Source organism: Methylobacterium sp. WL9 (assembly GCF_008040035.1).
Taxonomy (GTDB): domain Bacteria; phylum Pseudomonadota; class Alphaproteobacteria; order Rhizobiales; family Beijerinckiaceae; genus Methylobacterium; species Methylobacterium thuringiense.
Genome location: NZ_VRVE01000025.1, coordinates 1 through 12,278, shown reverse-complemented (window position 1 = coordinate 12,278; position 12,278 = coordinate 1). Strand labels below are relative to the sequence as shown.

Below are 12,278 nucleotides of genomic sequence, written 5' to 3'. Positions count from 1 at the left end.
CACGAGGCCCCCGCGCATGAGCGCTGCCAAGAAACTCGTCCGCATCCTGGCCACCCGCACCGGCGAGGCCATCGAACTCGCCTTCGCCACGGAAGGCGGCGGCACCGTCAAGGTGCTGGCGAGCGAGGACCAGATCGACCAGCTCGTGGACGAGCTGGAGGATATTTTGAATTCGCCAGCGGATGGCGAGGAGGGGTAAGGGCCACCTCCGTCATCGCTTCGCCTTCGGCTCGCAAAGACGAGAGCGGATGACCTTCACGGCGCTGGCACTCACCGCAGGAAATCACCGAACGCGCGCGGTCCGTCCGGCACCGCGATCTTGCCCGTCACCTTCAGCGTTCCGGCATCGATGACGCTCAGCGAGTTGTCGCCCCAGTTGGCGACGTAGAGCGTCTTGCCGTCCTTCGCGGCGGCGATGCCCTCGGGGTGGTCTTCGACGTCGATGGTGCCGGCGGGCTTGAGGTCGTCGAGGCCGAAGGCGGTGACGGTGTTGGAATACTGGTCGGTGACGAAGCCGCGCCCCCCCGCCAGCGCCACCACGTAGGGCCGGTCGCCGGTCTTCACCCGGCCGATCTCGCGGCGGGCGGCAACGTCGATCACCGAGACGTCGTTCGAGGTGACGTTGGCGGTGTAGGCCCGACGGCCGTCGGCCGAGAGGGTCAGGCCGAACGGATGCTGTCCGACCGCGATTTTTTGCGATTCCCGGGCCGTCGCGAGATCGACCACCGAGACCGAATCCGCCTCGCGGTTGGCCACGAGCAGGCTGCGGCCGTCGGGCGTGACGGCGAGGCCCGACGGCGATTTACCCACCGCGATCTCGCCGGTCTGCTTCAGGCCCTCGGGGGCGGGCGCCAGCACGAAGACGCGGCTGGCATACCAGTCGGCGACGTAGACCGTGCCGGTCTGCGGGTCGACGCAGATGCCGAGGGGGCCGCCGGGGACCGCGAGGCTCGCCGTCACCTTGCGCGCGTCGAGATCGAGCACCGCGACCGACTGGCCCTCGGGGCGCGTGACGTAGGCGGTCCGGCGGTCCGGCGAGAGGGCGATGCCGGCCGGAGCGCCGTCGAGGGGAATGTGGGCGATCACCTTAGCCTGGCCGAGATCGACCACGGCAACCTCACCGGCGAGCTGGGCGGTGACGTAGGCTTCCTGAGCGAAGGTGGGCACCGCGGTCAGCAGGACAGTCAAGAAGAAGAGGGGCAGGCCGAGACGATGGCTCATGCGGGGTCCTGTCTCGTCGCTTGGGTTGGGTAGACGGTTCGCAACCCATGATCTCACCCAACCACCTCATCCTCAGGTGCGAGGCGTAGCCCAGCCTCGACGGAGGGCTTCGGGGATCGCGCGGCTGGCCGGAGCCCTCCGCTACCCTGCGGCACCTCAGGATGAGGGCGAGCATAGGGAGACCGGATTCACCGCGAGAATTCCCCTCCCCGAGGGGGGAGGGGACGAAAAGGCTACGAGCCCTTCTCGGCCTTTTCCTTCACGTTGGTGAGGCTGGCCTTGTAGAGGTCGGAGACGGCCTTCTTGGAGGCCTCGTCGTTCAGGTCCGGCGGCGGATCGTTGTTCATGTAGCCGCGGTAGAACGCGCCCTTCCAGGTCAGCTTCGTCTTGCCGCCGGCATCCTCGACCTCGATCGTCGAGGAATAGTCGTTCACCGGCAGCACCTTCACGTCGACCTTGTCGATCCGGTACATGAAGGTCTTCTTCGCGTCGTCGTACTTGGCGAGCTCTTCCACCACCGTGGCGCCGCCCTTGAGCGTCAGCGTGCGGGTCGCCTTGACCTCGTTGCCGCCCTTGCCCTCGGTCTTCTCGACCACCGGGATCCAGCTGCCGTCCTGGAAGTTGCCGACGATCTTCCAGACCTTGTCGGCCGGAGCGTTGATCTCGATCGACTCGGACACCTTCTGGCGGCTCGGCCCGTGGGCCTGTGCCGAGAACGACACCGTGGCGAGGGCCGCCACCGTGGCCATTGTTAGAAACCGCATCGTGTCTTTCCTCCCATCTTCGCCGCCATCCGGGCGGCGGATCTTCGTGTGCTCGTAGGCTCCGTCAGGAGCCGCCTTTCTCCACCCGCGCCTTGAGGTTCTCAAGGCTGGCATGGACCCAGGCTCGCACCGCCTTCTCAGAGTTTTCGTCGTTCAGCTCCGGCGGCGGATTGATGTTCGGATAGCCGCGGTAGAACGCGGCGTTCCACTCGACCTTCGCGCGGTCCGTGCCCTCCGGTTGAACCGAAATCGTGGCCGAGTAATCGCCGGCCGGCAGGTCGCGAACGTCGTTGCTGGTAATGTAGTAGGCGAGGGAGCGGCGGGCGGCGTCGTATCTGCGGCCCTTCTCCACGAGGGTTCGGCCGCTGCCGAGGGTTAGCGTCCGCGTCGAGACGGCCGGGTCGTCGCCGTCCTCGCGGGTGCCGACGACCCGCTCGACCCAGCTCGAATCCTTCACGTTCCCGACCACCGCCCAGACCTTGTCGGCGGCCGCATCGATCTCGATGGCCTCGACGATCTTGCGGCGCGTCGGCGCGTGCTGAGCTTGCGCCACGCCCGCCACGAGCGTCGTCAGGGCAATCCCTGCGAAGACGATCCGGCGCATCGTATTCTCCCCATGCCGCGTCATCGGCCGGCCTCGGTTCGTTCGAGGACGCGGTCGGTCCGCCCTAGGGCGGCAGCGACCTTGTCCTCGATCCAGTCCCAGGCCTCGCGCTCGGCGGGACCGGCAGTCTTGGATATCGCGATGGCGTGGTAGGCCATCTCGGTCAGGATCTTTTCGGGTTCCAGCATCTTCAGCCGGGTCGAGAGGATCGCGGCCTCCAGCACCGCTGCCTGCGCCCGGTTGTAGCCGAGGAAGGGCTTGTGGCTCGCCGCATGCACCAGCCGGCCGCGATAACGCGGACGCTGTGCGTCGTCCTCCTTGTCAATCACCTCGAACTCGGCATGGCCGAAGCAGGAGGCGAGGCGCTTACCCCGGATCTTGTCGCAATCCATCACCGGCCAGTCGCGGCGGCCGGTGACCACGCCGGCGATGACGCGCACGTCCGTCGGCGACGACGCCACGAAATACGGCGAGGCCTCGAGGTTGAGGATGGTCGGCGAGGGCCGGAACGGCGCCAGCACATAGTCCTCGCCGTCGCGGATCAGCCCGAACGGCACGAGGTGCAGTTCGCCCTCCGGCGACAGGGTCGTGACGATGGTTTCGAGGATGAAGGGCACTGAGGCTCAGTTCTCGTCCGGCACGAGCTTGCCGCAGACGATGCGGCCGGATTTCGGTGTGCTCAACGCGTCGTCGACCGCGTTCGATCCGCGGCCGTCCACGGTCTCGGGCTTCGCCGCATCCGCCTCGGGCCGCGCATCGCGCGTGCCCGGCGGCGGCGCGTCGGGGCCGCTGTGCTTCGTGTGTCCGGCCTTCTTGAAGGCCGTGGTGTCCTCGCGGTCGCGCTCGGCCGCGCAGCCCCAGTCGAGCGGCTCGTCCTGCACGTAGCGCTTGCCGAGCCGCAGGGCCGTCTCCGCCTTGGTCAGCTCGCCGCCGAGATAGAAGGCGTGGGCGCCGTCCGCCGCAACGTCGAGATCCGAGAAGAAAGCCATCGCGTCGGTGCCGACCTTGTGGATCGCGCGGTTGTAGACGTGGATGCCGTCCTCGGCGACGGCAATGCGGTAGTTGGGATCGCGCACTTCGGCAGCGAGCGTTGCGATTTCGTCCGGTGTCTGCACGAAGGGCCGCTTGTCGTGAAGTGCCAGTAGGTCCCGGCCGTAGCCCTTGGGCAGGGCCGAATCCGCCTTGGCCGCGTACATCACGCGCCGGGCGGCGTCGTGCTCCTCCACCGTGCGCCGGGTGTGATTGGAGACCTGGACGATGAGCACGTTGCGGATCGACAGTTCGGAACACATTCCCGCGAGGAGCGCCGTGACGCCGAGGCTGTCGGCCTCCGTCAGCTCCGTGAGGTTGCCCGTGCCCATCATCATCTCGATGTCCGGCCAGCGCTTCCGCACGTCGTTGTAGCGGGCGATCGACTCGACGAAGCCGAAATGGATCGGCTCGAGGATCGGGTCGGCCATGTAGGGCAGGCCGGCCTTCTCCATCCGCTCGATCGCCCGGTCGAGGGAGGGCATGTCGTCCGGCCGCATCGGCACGAGGACGGGCACCGCGCCGATCTCGAAGGCGAGATCGAGGGTTTCCTCGTTGAGGCTGAGCAGGTAGTCGGCACCCGCCTTCGCGCCCCGCGTGAGTTCGTCGAGCGAGAACGAGTCGACGCTGACCGTCAGGCCGGCCTGCTTCATCGCGCGCACGGCGTCGTCGAGATGCGGGAACGGCGTGTCGGGCAGGCCGCCGAGGTCGATGACGTCCGAGCCGCGGCGGGCGAGGTCGAGCCCCTTCGCGACGATCTGGTCGACGCTCATCTTCGACGCGTCGACGATCTCCGAGAAGATCCTCAGGTCGTGTTTCGACAAGTCGACCTTGCGTCCGGCAAGACCCAAGAAGGCCGGCAGGTCGACGATCTCGTCCGGACCACGCTCGACCGGCAGCTTGAAGTGCTCGGCCAGCACCTCCGGGTTCGCACGGCAGCGGCCGGGCAGGACGATGCGCGTCGCGCCCTCGGGGATGGTGATGCGGCGCTTGATGATCTCTTCCGTCATCAGCGCGGCGACCTTCACGCCGGCATCGGCGATCGACCAGGCGAAGCGCTCGGGCGGCAGCGTGTTCGCGACCTTTTCCAGCCGGGCGTGGGCGAGCTTGCCGGTGATGAAGAGGAGATGTTCTCTGCTCGAAGAGGAATCGCCGCTCATGCCGCGGCGTCCTGCAACGGTAGGTCCGGGCCTTGCAGGAAGATCTCGCCGGAGAAGCGCCGCGCGAAGTCCGGGAACGCCCGGTCCACCAGCCCGAGACGCGCAAGGGCCTCCGGCGAGGCCCCGGCAGGGCAGGGCGCCGATTTCAGCAGCAGGCAACGCGTCGCGCCGAGCGCCGCGGCGAGCCAGAGGGCGAGGCTGTCCGAGGTCACGTCCCAGCTCTCGGGAATGCCGGGATGACCGGCGCGCAACGCGGCGGGAGCCCAGAGGCAGGGGGCCTCGTGCGCGGCCGCCGCTTCGACGCTGTGGACGATGGCGAGCCGCGGCGCGATCTCGCAAAACACCTCCGCCATGCGGCCCATGGCGTCGAGGGCGAGGCGGTGGGCGAGGGCGTCCGAATAGCCGAGCGCGGCCTGCGACGTGCGCACCGCCTCGGCGAAGGGTCCGCCGCCGGGCACGATCACGGCCCGCCCCTCGGCGCCGTCGGCAAGCCGAGCCAGCACGCTATGCAGCCGTGGCGCATCGGCGAGCAGGCTGCCGCCGACCTTGACCACGCTCACCGGACCCGGAGCCGCCATGGTCACGCCGCGTCGCGCCGCCCGAGGGCGCGCAGAGCCTGCACCGCGGCGCTCACCCGCACGGGATCGAGCGCGTTGCGCCGGTCGCCGTCCTGGCAGAGGCCGCCGCGAAATCCGAGATAGCCGGGTTCGTGCGCGGCCAGCGCCGGCACGTCCTCCACGCGCAGCGATCCGGCCAATCCCGAGATCAGCCCATGGCTCCGGCACGCGGCGACGAAGGCGGCGAGCCGGTCGGGGGCCAGGAGGTCGCTCAGGCGGCGTCCGGTCTTGGCACGCGTGTCGATCATCGCGCCGCGAAAGCCGGACGCGGCGAGCCGCGGCACCATGTCGAGCGCGAGCTCGTCCTCGGCGAACAGCACGCCGACCAGCCGGTCGCGGGCGGCTTCGGCGGCGGCGGCTTCGGTGGATACCGGGGGGCGCCGGCTTCTACGGCGGTCGTGGCTTCGGCGGCGGCTATGGCTGGCGCCGGAGAGGCTTTGGCTATGGCGGCCTCGGGTTGGGCCTGGGTCTCGGCCTCGCCGCAGGCGGTCTCTACGGCGGGTATGGCGCTTACGGTTATCCCTACGGCTACTCGAACGTCGGCTACGACGACTACGGGTATGGCGGTGGCTGCTACACCGTTCCGCGCCTGCGCTGGACGCCTTTCGGCTATCGCCGCGTCCTCGTTCAGCGCTGCTACTGACGCTGCGTCGAGGATCTGACGTTCGTCGGGGAAAGGGGTCGCGCGAGCGGCCCTTTTTCTTGAGACGACTGGACTACAAGCCGCCCGTGAGCTTCCACAGCCCGAACAGCAGCACGCCCCCTCCAAGACATCTCCGCCACGGATTGACGCCGCGGATCACCTCGTCGAGCGCCCACCACGCGAGGCAGACGGCCGACGCGATCTGCAACCCCAGGACCACCGAGGCCGGCGCGGGAAGCCCCGCCGCCTCGATCACCCACGAGAGCCCGGCCGCCAGACCGAACAGCCAAAGGGGCGGGTTCGGCCATTGCCCGATGACGACCGTGCCGGTGGTGCGGTCCCGGAAGAACCAGTCCACAAAGCGGTTCACGCGCGGCGGCGGGGTCGTCGGCCGGATCAGATCTTGTCCGCCGGCGCACCGTCGGCCTTGCGGATCGGATCGCAGATCTGCGGGCTGACCTTGTCGAGGGTCTCGCAGGCATTGGCCAGATACCAGGTCCGCAGCTCCGGCTGGTTCGGCGCGACGAACATTCCGACGAGCACGAAGCCGCCGACGAGCACGATCAACAGGACGAGTAGGTTTCGCATTCGAATCTCCCGAGAATGGCACCTCTGCCTATTTTCGAGGCAGTCGGCGCATCCATACCACATGGGGTTGGTATGGCGACCGTCCGGTCCGATCCAGCAAAATATTGTCGGGCCGACCTCAGGACCCTGCCCTAACGCGGCCGATCCTGCGGCAGCGCGCTTCCGTCGAGCAGGGGCGGCGCGCCATTGCCGCGGAGGTAGCCGTTGTCCTGCAGCCAGATCAACAGCAGCAGGCCCCCCAGCAGGCTCGCGACCTGCATCAATGATCCGAGGTGACGGCGCCAGAACACCATCACCAGAAGGACGACGGCCAGTGCGATGCCGAGAACGAGAGTCATACCCCCTTCTGCCATTCGCGCGCGCGCCATGCACCCCCCGACTCGGCACTGGTGGCCGATCGCGGCCGAGGGTTACGAGACGAGCCGAATCGCAGTGTGCGAATACTGATTTTCTTAACCGACGCCGAATCCCGATGGCGGATCAGTAGAAAACGCATCGCTCGAATTGTTGCCGAACACTGAAAAGCGTGTCAGAAGCGCGGATCACATCGGGACACGGCTCCTGCCGGTCTTGAGGGCTTCTCCATGATCACCGCCCCTTCTTTCGGCGCGTCGGCTTCCACGCCGGCCAGCGAACCCGTCGCCGCGATCCGTGTCCGGGCTGCCGGGGATGCGCGGCAGCTGCGCGCCCTCGCCCGCGCAGCGCAACGGGACGGCATGCCGAAGGCCGACCTGCGATCGGCGACCGCCCTTGCCGCAGCACGCCGAGTGGTCGAGCACGCACGCCGTCTCTCCTCGCTCCGCCCGCGCATGCCGGAACTGGCGGACTGACCCGGCGAAGCGCTCTGAAAAGCCGCGCGTGAGGTCGCTTTCGCGCGCCGAAAACATGGGCTGGACAACGGGTCGTGAAGCCCGTAAACGGCCCGAACTGCGCCGGCCGACACATTTGACGTCGTACCGGATCATGGGAGCCGCATCCTTCGACGATGTCAGGCTCTCGGCGGTGGGGGATAGTTTAACGGTAGAACAGTGGACTCTGACTCCTCTAGTCGAGGTTCGAATCCTCGTCCCCCAGCCATCTAATTTCGCCCGCTAGGTCAATGACTTGGCGGGTTTTTTCTTGCTGTCCCGCAACAATGCGGCGGACGGCGGACCGGCATTCGGTGCCCTACGCCGACCGACAATCCCCTGTCAGTTGACGCTGGAATCGAACGCCGGCCGCAGCGTCGGCAGGGTGGACGGCTCGTCGCCCAGGGACAGTCTCCTGGCCATCGGCGGCAGTGCCACCGGCCGGGCGGGCGGGGTGTAGCGGAGATCCTGCGGACGGATGGTGTCGAGCGACATGTCCGACATCAGCGCCAGCAGACGGAAGCCGGCGACGATCCGGTCGCGCTCGGCGGTTTCGAGGCTCACCCGGGAATCGAGCAGCGCCTGCTGCGTGATCAGCACGTCGAGCGTGGTCCGCTGTCCGACGCTTGCTTCGAGGGTGGCTCCGGTGAGCGCGCGATCGTTGGCGAGGATCTGGGCCTGCGCGGACCGGATCGTGCTCTCGGATGCGACGTACAGCCCCCAGCTCTGGATGACGCCCGCGCGCACGACGGCGCGCTCCCGGTCGAGCTCGGACAGCTTCTGGCTGCGAATCTCGGCCGCGCGCTGCACTGCGGCCGGGGTCAGGCCGCGGTCGAAGATCGGGACGGTGAGCCGCCCGACCACCGACATCTGGTCGAGCTGGCTCTTCGGCAGGATGATGTCGGGGTCCCATCGCCGGTCGGCCGACACCGACAGGTCGAGCGAGGGCAGGTACCCGGACTTCTGGACGGCGATGTTCAGCTCGGCCGCCGTGATCGCGTTCCTGGCGGCGCGAATGGCCGGATTGAGCTTCATCGCCTTCGCGATGGCGCCGTCGAGGCTCTTGGGCATCAGGGCCGTCGGCAGGCCCGTGCGGGCGAGCGGTCCCGGATCGTAGCCCACGATCGAGGCGAAGACCGCGCGGCTCGTGTCGAGGTTCAGCTTGGCGACGGCGATGTCGGCCTTGCTCCGGGCCAGGCTCGCCGCGGTCTGTTCGGCATCGGTCTTGGTGATCTGGCCGACCTCGAATTGATACAGCGCCTGCCTGTGCCGGGCCGCGAGCAGTTCCTGGTTCTTCTGCCGGATTTCGAGGATGGCGGTGTCGCGCAGCACGTCCACATAGGATGTCGCGACGTCGGCGAGAATGAATTGCTCGGTTTCCGAAAGCCTGTCTCGTTGCGACAGCAGGGCGGCCTCGTCCCGTGCCACGCTATTCGTGGTCCTGAAGCCGTTCCATAGGTTCTGCGTCAGGCCGGCCCCGTAGCCGCGTGGGCGGCTTCCCTGGTCTATCCTGGGATAGCCCGGCGATAGGACGTTGCGGTCGCGGTAGCCGATATCCGAGTTCAGGCTGATGTCGGGAGCAAAGCCCGTGGCGGAGATGGCCACGTCCTGTACGCCGACCCGGACGGCGGCGCGCTGCGCGCCGATGGTGGGGTTGTTGGCATAGGCGGCCCGGAAGGCGTCGTAGAGCGTTCCGGCCGGCGCCGCCTGTCCGGGACCCACGCACAGAGCCGCGACGGCGACGGCGGCGAGCAGGCCGCCGAGCGCGAAGGACCGGGCCTCACGCGGAGACGGGACGCGCCGGGGATGCTGGCGGCGGACGTCGTCTCGCGCCGCGGCTCGATCGGTCATCAAACTCGCAAGCCCTACCGAGCCCGTGCCCCGCACGTCGTCCTCGGGCGAGACTATCGAATGTTAAGTTTAATTTTGGGTAAATGCCTCTTCTACCGAAAGTCTTCTGCCACCTTCCAAGATGGATCGATTTTCAGTTCATAAACCAGTCGAACTGCAAATCTAGCGGCCGCACGAATTTGGACTCGAAAGTAAAACGACACCGAAAATCTGCCGTAACACAGTTCTGCGGGTGGCACGTCCCGACCGGCAGAGGGTTGGCGCTTGATCGCCTCGGCTTCGGCTCGCCGCGACGGCGTAGGGATCGCCCTACCCGACCTGCGCCGTCCGATCCGACGGCGATCCGTTCCGCAGCGGCGGCAGCTCGGTCGGCCCTGCCCTACAGGCTCCGGCTCGTCTTGCCCGACAGCAGCCATGTCCGCGCGCGCACCAGAAGCGCCGGACGGACGCGCGTGACGTCGTCCTCGTCGACAAGCGGAGAGGAGGATAAGGCGGAGAGATAGGCTGTTTCGCTCGCGCGGCATTCGCCGAGCGCCGCTTCCGCGGCCGATGTGCGGCCGGAGAGGGCGGCGCGCAGGGTGAAGGCGTCGGTGAGGCAGGTGCGCCAGGCGTCGTGCCGGTCGCTCACGCCGCCCTGGGCCAGCGCAGGCGCGGCACAGCCGATCGCGCAGGCGAACAGCACAGTGCGAGAGATCGTGCGAGCCGAGACCATGGCAGGGGCTCCTGACCGTCGCCGGACCTGCATGGAGGCGCGGCGGAACTGGACACGGCGCATTCGCGGCTTCTGCGAAACGCTCCGGTAACCCTTGCGGCCAAAACCTTAAGGCATTCGTTACGATCGACGCCGCGCGGCCGTCCCGTTTCGGGAAAACCCGTCTCCGCAGGATGTCGCTGGAGACCCGCCGCGCGCCACTCTTGCGCCACAGGCGATCAGCGGTTCGCCGTCGTCACCGGCGAGACGGCGACGCCGAGGCCGACCCAGGCGACCGCGTCCTGGCTCTCGCGCTTGATGAAGGTGTAGCCGGTCTGGCGCCAGGGCAGGACGGCGCTGGTCTTGTTGTCGAGCACGAGGTCGCCGCGATCGGTAAGGATGGTGAGCACCGCATGACCCTCGCCCTTCTCGTCGATCACGACGGTCATGCGCATGGCCCGGCGCGGCAGGCCGGCATCGGCCAGGAGCGCCCGCTTGCGCAGCTGGAAATCCTCGCAATCGCCCTGGCCGTCCTCCGCGAGGTCCCAGCGGTCTGCGACGTTCCAGTGGTCCTGGTCGGTGACGGCGTGGATCGCCTTGTTCACCCGGCGGTTGATGGTGTTGAGGGTCTGCCAGATCGCCGGGGTCAGGGTGATCGACGCGGCCTCGCTGCGATCCACGGCGCATTCGCTGGCGTAGCGCTCGCAGAACTCGGTCCAGGCGGCGATCGGCCGGGCGGTTCCGGTGATCGAGGCGGCGAGGCCGGAGGACGGCAGCGAGGCGAGGGTCTGCGCCTGGGCGGCGGAGCCGGACGCGAGGGCGGCGAGCGCCGCGAGACCTGCGATCAGGCTGCGGACCGGGGCCGTCATCCGCTTCGAAACGCCGGTACGCATGGCTTCGGTGAACCCCGTTAAGCTTCTGTTAACGAACGTCTCACAGCTGCCTCTCCGCGGCAATCATTCGGTTAAAGATCGGTTAACGGGCCGCGGCTTCTTCCGGGTGGCATCCCGTCGTCGACGGTCCCGTGACGAAATTTGGGACGTACGGACAAATCTCCGGCCGGGCGGTCCGGCCGCGCCCGTGCATAAGTATCGCGCGCCAATTGTCCCGCTTCGCGAGTCGGTGACAGATGGCTGCCGGGGCGTTCGCGATCGCTTCGCGCCACGGGTTGGATCTGCCAGCAGCCGCCTCGGGCGGTCTCCCTAGGAAGAGTGTCGACGGTGCTGAAGATCGCTTCCCTTCTTCTGGGGTTCTTCCTCGTGCTCCAGCCGGCCTTCGCGCAGGCGCAGGGCCTGACGCTGAACCGGATCAAGTCGATGCTGGTGGAGGCGGGCTTCAAGGACGCCCGCGTCGAGGACAGCCTCGTCCTCGTCGACGGGCTCGGCCGCTTCGACAGCCAAGCCGCGATCGGGCTGGCCGACGACAAGTCGACCTTCATGATCTCGACCAACTGGGACATCCCGGCCGAGAAACAGAAGGCCATTCCGGCCCTCAAGATGCTGGCGGCCAACAGCTACGGCTACTTCGTGTTCGCGATGGTGGACGACGAAGGCGAGCTGTCGCTGAACATCGAGGCGACCTACGACAGTTCGCTGATCTCCAAGACGATGCTGCGCAAGGCCCTCGAACAGTTCGTCGAAACCGTCGACGGCAACGAGGAGATCTGGAACGTCGACAAGTGGGTCGCGGAGAGCACGGGCGCCAAGTCCGAGCCGACGAAGCCTCTGCCTGCGAAGCCCGCGCCTCCGGTGGCCTCGGCCCCTCCCCCGTCGGCCCCGGTGGCCCAGGCCGCGCGGCCCCTCGCCCTGCCGCGACTGCTGTTCGTGTCGCGCAAGGCCAAGGATTTCGGCGACGTCGCGGCGCGGTCCTCCAACGCCTTTCCGCAGGGCGACACGCTGCTGGTCTATATCGAGGCGGCCGGCCTGACCGTCGCCCCGGGCGAGGCCGGCAAGAGCCGCGTCGGCGTCGGCCTCGATTACGAGGTCCGGACCTGGGCGCGCCAGAGCGTCTACCCCCGCAAGACCGAGCTCGACGAGGCCGTCTCCTTCCAGGGGGCCGAGCCGCCGCCGGTCTACGTGACGAGCGCCATGACGTTCCGCGATCTGGCGCCGGGCTCCTACGTGCTGACCTTCTTCCTCCGGGACACCCTCGGTGGCCGGGTGGCGCAGGGCGATCTGCCGTTCACGGTGGTGCCGGGTGCTGCGCCTAGGGCCGAGACGCCCGCCGCGGCAGCGCCCGCAAGGCCCCGCGAAACGTGCGCAC

The 12,278-nt window shown here is 68.1% G+C and carries 14 protein-coding genes, 1 tRNA gene and 3 pseudogenes; 5 read left to right on the top strand and 13 right to left on the bottom strand.

Translation table 11 applies throughout. The features are described from left to right. Positions 1 to 16 precede the first annotated feature (16 nt). On the top strand, positions 17 to 199 hold the full coding sequence (locus tag FV217_RS10150; protein ID WP_147817067.1) for a hypothetical protein: 183 nt from the start codon (positions 17 to 19) through the stop codon (positions 197 to 199). A gap of 71 nt (positions 200 to 270) precedes the next feature. On the opposite strand, the gene FV217_RS10145 is transcribed toward FV217_RS10150, so the two are convergent. The 7 genes and pseudogenes from FV217_RS10145 to FV217_RS10115 all read right to left on the bottom strand — a co-directional run. Continuing rightward, positions 271 to 1,221, bottom strand: coding sequence for a YncE family protein (locus tag FV217_RS10145; protein ID WP_147817066.1), 951 nt, complete (start codon positions 1,219 to 1,221; stop codon positions 271 to 273). Positions 1,222 to 1,454: 233 nt separating this feature from the next. Then, entirely contained in the window at positions 1,455 to 1,985 is a 531-nt protein-coding gene (locus tag FV217_RS10140) for an SRPBCC family protein (protein WP_147817065.1), read from the bottom strand. Positions 1,986 to 2,049: 64 nt separating this feature from the next. Then, positions 2,050 to 2,589, bottom strand: coding sequence for an SRPBCC family protein (locus FV217_RS10135; protein WP_147817064.1), 540 nt, complete (start codon positions 2,587 to 2,589; stop codon positions 2,050 to 2,052). A gap of 20 nt (positions 2,590 to 2,609) precedes the next feature. Beyond that, on the bottom strand, positions 2,610 to 3,206 hold the full coding sequence (locus FV217_RS10130; RefSeq protein ID WP_147817063.1) for a DUF447 domain-containing protein: 597 nt from the start codon (positions 3,204 to 3,206) through the stop codon (positions 2,610 to 2,612). Positions 3,207 to 3,212: 6 nt separating this feature from the next. Then, entirely contained in the window at positions 3,213 to 4,778 is a 1,566-nt protein-coding gene (locus FV217_RS10125) for a DUF6513 domain-containing protein (RefSeq protein WP_147817062.1), read from the bottom strand. Beyond that, the gene (locus tag FV217_RS10120) at positions 4,775 to 5,356 is read right to left on the bottom strand and encodes a uridylate kinase (RefSeq protein WP_147817061.1); all 582 of its coding nucleotides are present in this window, start codon (positions 5,354 to 5,356) and stop codon (positions 4,775 to 4,777) included. Before FV217_RS10120 ends, FV217_RS10125 begins: the two co-directional genes overlap by 4 nt. Before the next feature lie 2 nt (positions 5,357 to 5,358). Beyond that, positions 5,359 to 5,760 (bottom strand): annotated as a pseudogene (locus FV217_RS10115) ((5-formylfuran-3-yl)methyl phosphate synthase); the annotation flags it as partial. Here FV217_RS10115 and FV217_RS10110 point away from each other — a divergent pair. Then, positions 5,734 to 6,038 (top strand): annotated as a pseudogene (locus FV217_RS10110) (hypothetical protein); the annotation flags it as partial. The pseudogenes FV217_RS10115 and FV217_RS10110 overlap by 27 nt on opposite strands. A 73-nt stretch (positions 6,039 to 6,111) precedes the next feature. On the opposite strand, the gene FV217_RS10105 reads toward FV217_RS10110, so the two are convergent. The 3 genes from FV217_RS10105 to FV217_RS10095 all read right to left on the bottom strand — a co-directional run bounded on the left by FV217_RS10105 (position 6,112) and on the right by FV217_RS10095 (position 6,964). Beyond that, on the bottom strand, positions 6,112 to 6,408 hold the full coding sequence (locus FV217_RS10105; RefSeq protein WP_147817060.1) for a hypothetical protein: 297 nt from the start codon (positions 6,406 to 6,408) through the stop codon (positions 6,112 to 6,114). A 26-nt stretch (positions 6,409 to 6,434) separates the two neighbouring features. Continuing rightward, the gene (locus FV217_RS10100) at positions 6,435 to 6,626 is read right to left on the bottom strand and encodes a hypothetical protein (protein ID WP_147817059.1); all 192 of its coding nucleotides are present in this window, start codon (positions 6,624 to 6,626) and stop codon (positions 6,435 to 6,437) included. 131 nt (positions 6,627 to 6,757) lie between these two features. Then, complete coding sequence (locus FV217_RS10095) at positions 6,758 to 6,964, bottom strand: hypothetical protein (protein WP_147817058.1); 207 nt, start codon at positions 6,962 to 6,964, stop codon at positions 6,758 to 6,760. 246 nt (positions 6,965 to 7,210) lie between these two features. On the opposite strand from FV217_RS10095, the gene FV217_RS10090 reads away from it, so the two are divergent. Together FV217_RS10090 and FV217_RS10085 are read left to right on the top strand one after the other, a co-directional pair. Next, positions 7,211 to 7,456 carry a hypothetical protein gene (locus FV217_RS10090; protein ID WP_147817057.1) on the top strand — a complete coding sequence of 82 codons (246 nt, stop codon included), beginning with the start codon at positions 7,211 to 7,213 and terminating at the stop codon, positions 7,454 to 7,456. Between the two features lie 173 nt (positions 7,457 to 7,629). Beyond that, positions 7,630 to 7,703: transfer RNA gene (locus FV217_RS10085), tRNA-Gln, on the top strand. 113 nt (positions 7,704 to 7,816) lie between these two features. On the opposite strand, the gene FV217_RS10080 is transcribed toward FV217_RS10085, so the two are convergent. From FV217_RS10080 to FV217_RS10070, 3 genes are all read right to left on the bottom strand, one after another. After that, positions 7,817 to 9,325: a TolC family outer membrane protein gene (locus FV217_RS10080; RefSeq protein ID WP_147817056.1), complete on the bottom strand. Its 1,509-nt coding sequence runs from the start codon at positions 9,323 to 9,325 to the stop codon at positions 7,817 to 7,819. Positions 9,326 to 9,704: 379 nt separating this feature from the next. Further along, positions 9,705 to 10,037, bottom strand: coding sequence for a hypothetical protein (locus tag FV217_RS10075; protein WP_147817055.1), 333 nt, complete (start codon positions 10,035 to 10,037; stop codon positions 9,705 to 9,707). Between the two features lie 218 nt (positions 10,038 to 10,255). Then, positions 10,256 to 10,909 (bottom strand): transglutaminase-like cysteine peptidase, encoded by a 654-nt coding sequence (locus tag FV217_RS10070; protein WP_147817054.1) that lies wholly within the window; start codon positions 10,907 to 10,909, stop codon positions 10,256 to 10,258. Between the two features lie 327 nt (positions 10,910 to 11,236). Between FV217_RS10070 and FV217_RS10065 the strand changes: the two are divergent. Then, positions 11,237 to 12,278 (top strand): annotated as a pseudogene (locus tag FV217_RS10065) (hypothetical protein); the annotation flags it as partial.

Bases quoted from the DNA above. Each gene is read 5' to 3' on its own strand.
- FV217_RS10145 (WP_147817066.1), bottom strand. From the start codon at position 1,221: ATGAGCCATCGTCTCGGCCTGCCCCTCTTCTTCTTGACTGTCCTGCTG.
- FV217_RS10140 (WP_147817065.1), bottom strand. From the start codon at position 1,985: ATGCGGTTTCTAACAATGGCCACGGTGGCGGCCCTCGCCACGGTGTCG.
- FV217_RS10070 (WP_147817054.1), bottom strand. From the start codon at position 10,909: ATGCGTACCGGCGTTTCGAAGCGGATGACGGCCCCGGTCCGCAGCCTG.
- FV217_RS10120 (WP_147817061.1), bottom strand. From the start codon at position 5,356: ATGGCGGCTCCGGGTCCGGTGAGCGTGGTCAAGGTCGGCGGCAGCCTG.
- FV217_RS10080 (WP_147817056.1), bottom strand. From the start codon at position 9,325: ATGACCGATCGAGCCGCGGCGCGAGACGACGTCCGCCGCCAGCATCCC.
- FV217_RS10095 (WP_147817058.1), bottom strand. From the start codon at position 6,964: ATGACTCTCGTTCTCGGCATCGCACTGGCCGTCGTCCTTCTGGTGATG.
- FV217_RS10075 (WP_147817055.1), bottom strand. From the start codon at position 10,037: ATGGTCTCGGCTCGCACGATCTCTCGCACTGTGCTGTTCGCCTGCGCG.
- FV217_RS10125 (WP_147817062.1), bottom strand. From the start codon at position 4,778: ATGAGCGGCGATTCCTCTTCGAGCAGAGAACATCTCCTCTTCATCACC.
- FV217_RS10135 (WP_147817064.1), bottom strand. From the start codon at position 2,589: ATGCGCCGGATCGTCTTCGCAGGGATTGCCCTGACGACGCTCGTGGCG.
- FV217_RS10150 (WP_147817067.1), top strand. From the start codon at position 17: ATGAGCGCTGCCAAGAAACTCGTCCGCATCCTGGCCACCCGCACCGGC.
- FV217_RS10090 (WP_147817057.1), top strand. From the start codon at position 7,211: ATGATCACCGCCCCTTCTTTCGGCGCGTCGGCTTCCACGCCGGCCAGC.
- FV217_RS10100 (WP_147817059.1), bottom strand. From the start codon at position 6,626: ATGCGAAACCTACTCGTCCTGTTGATCGTGCTCGTCGGCGGCTTCGTG.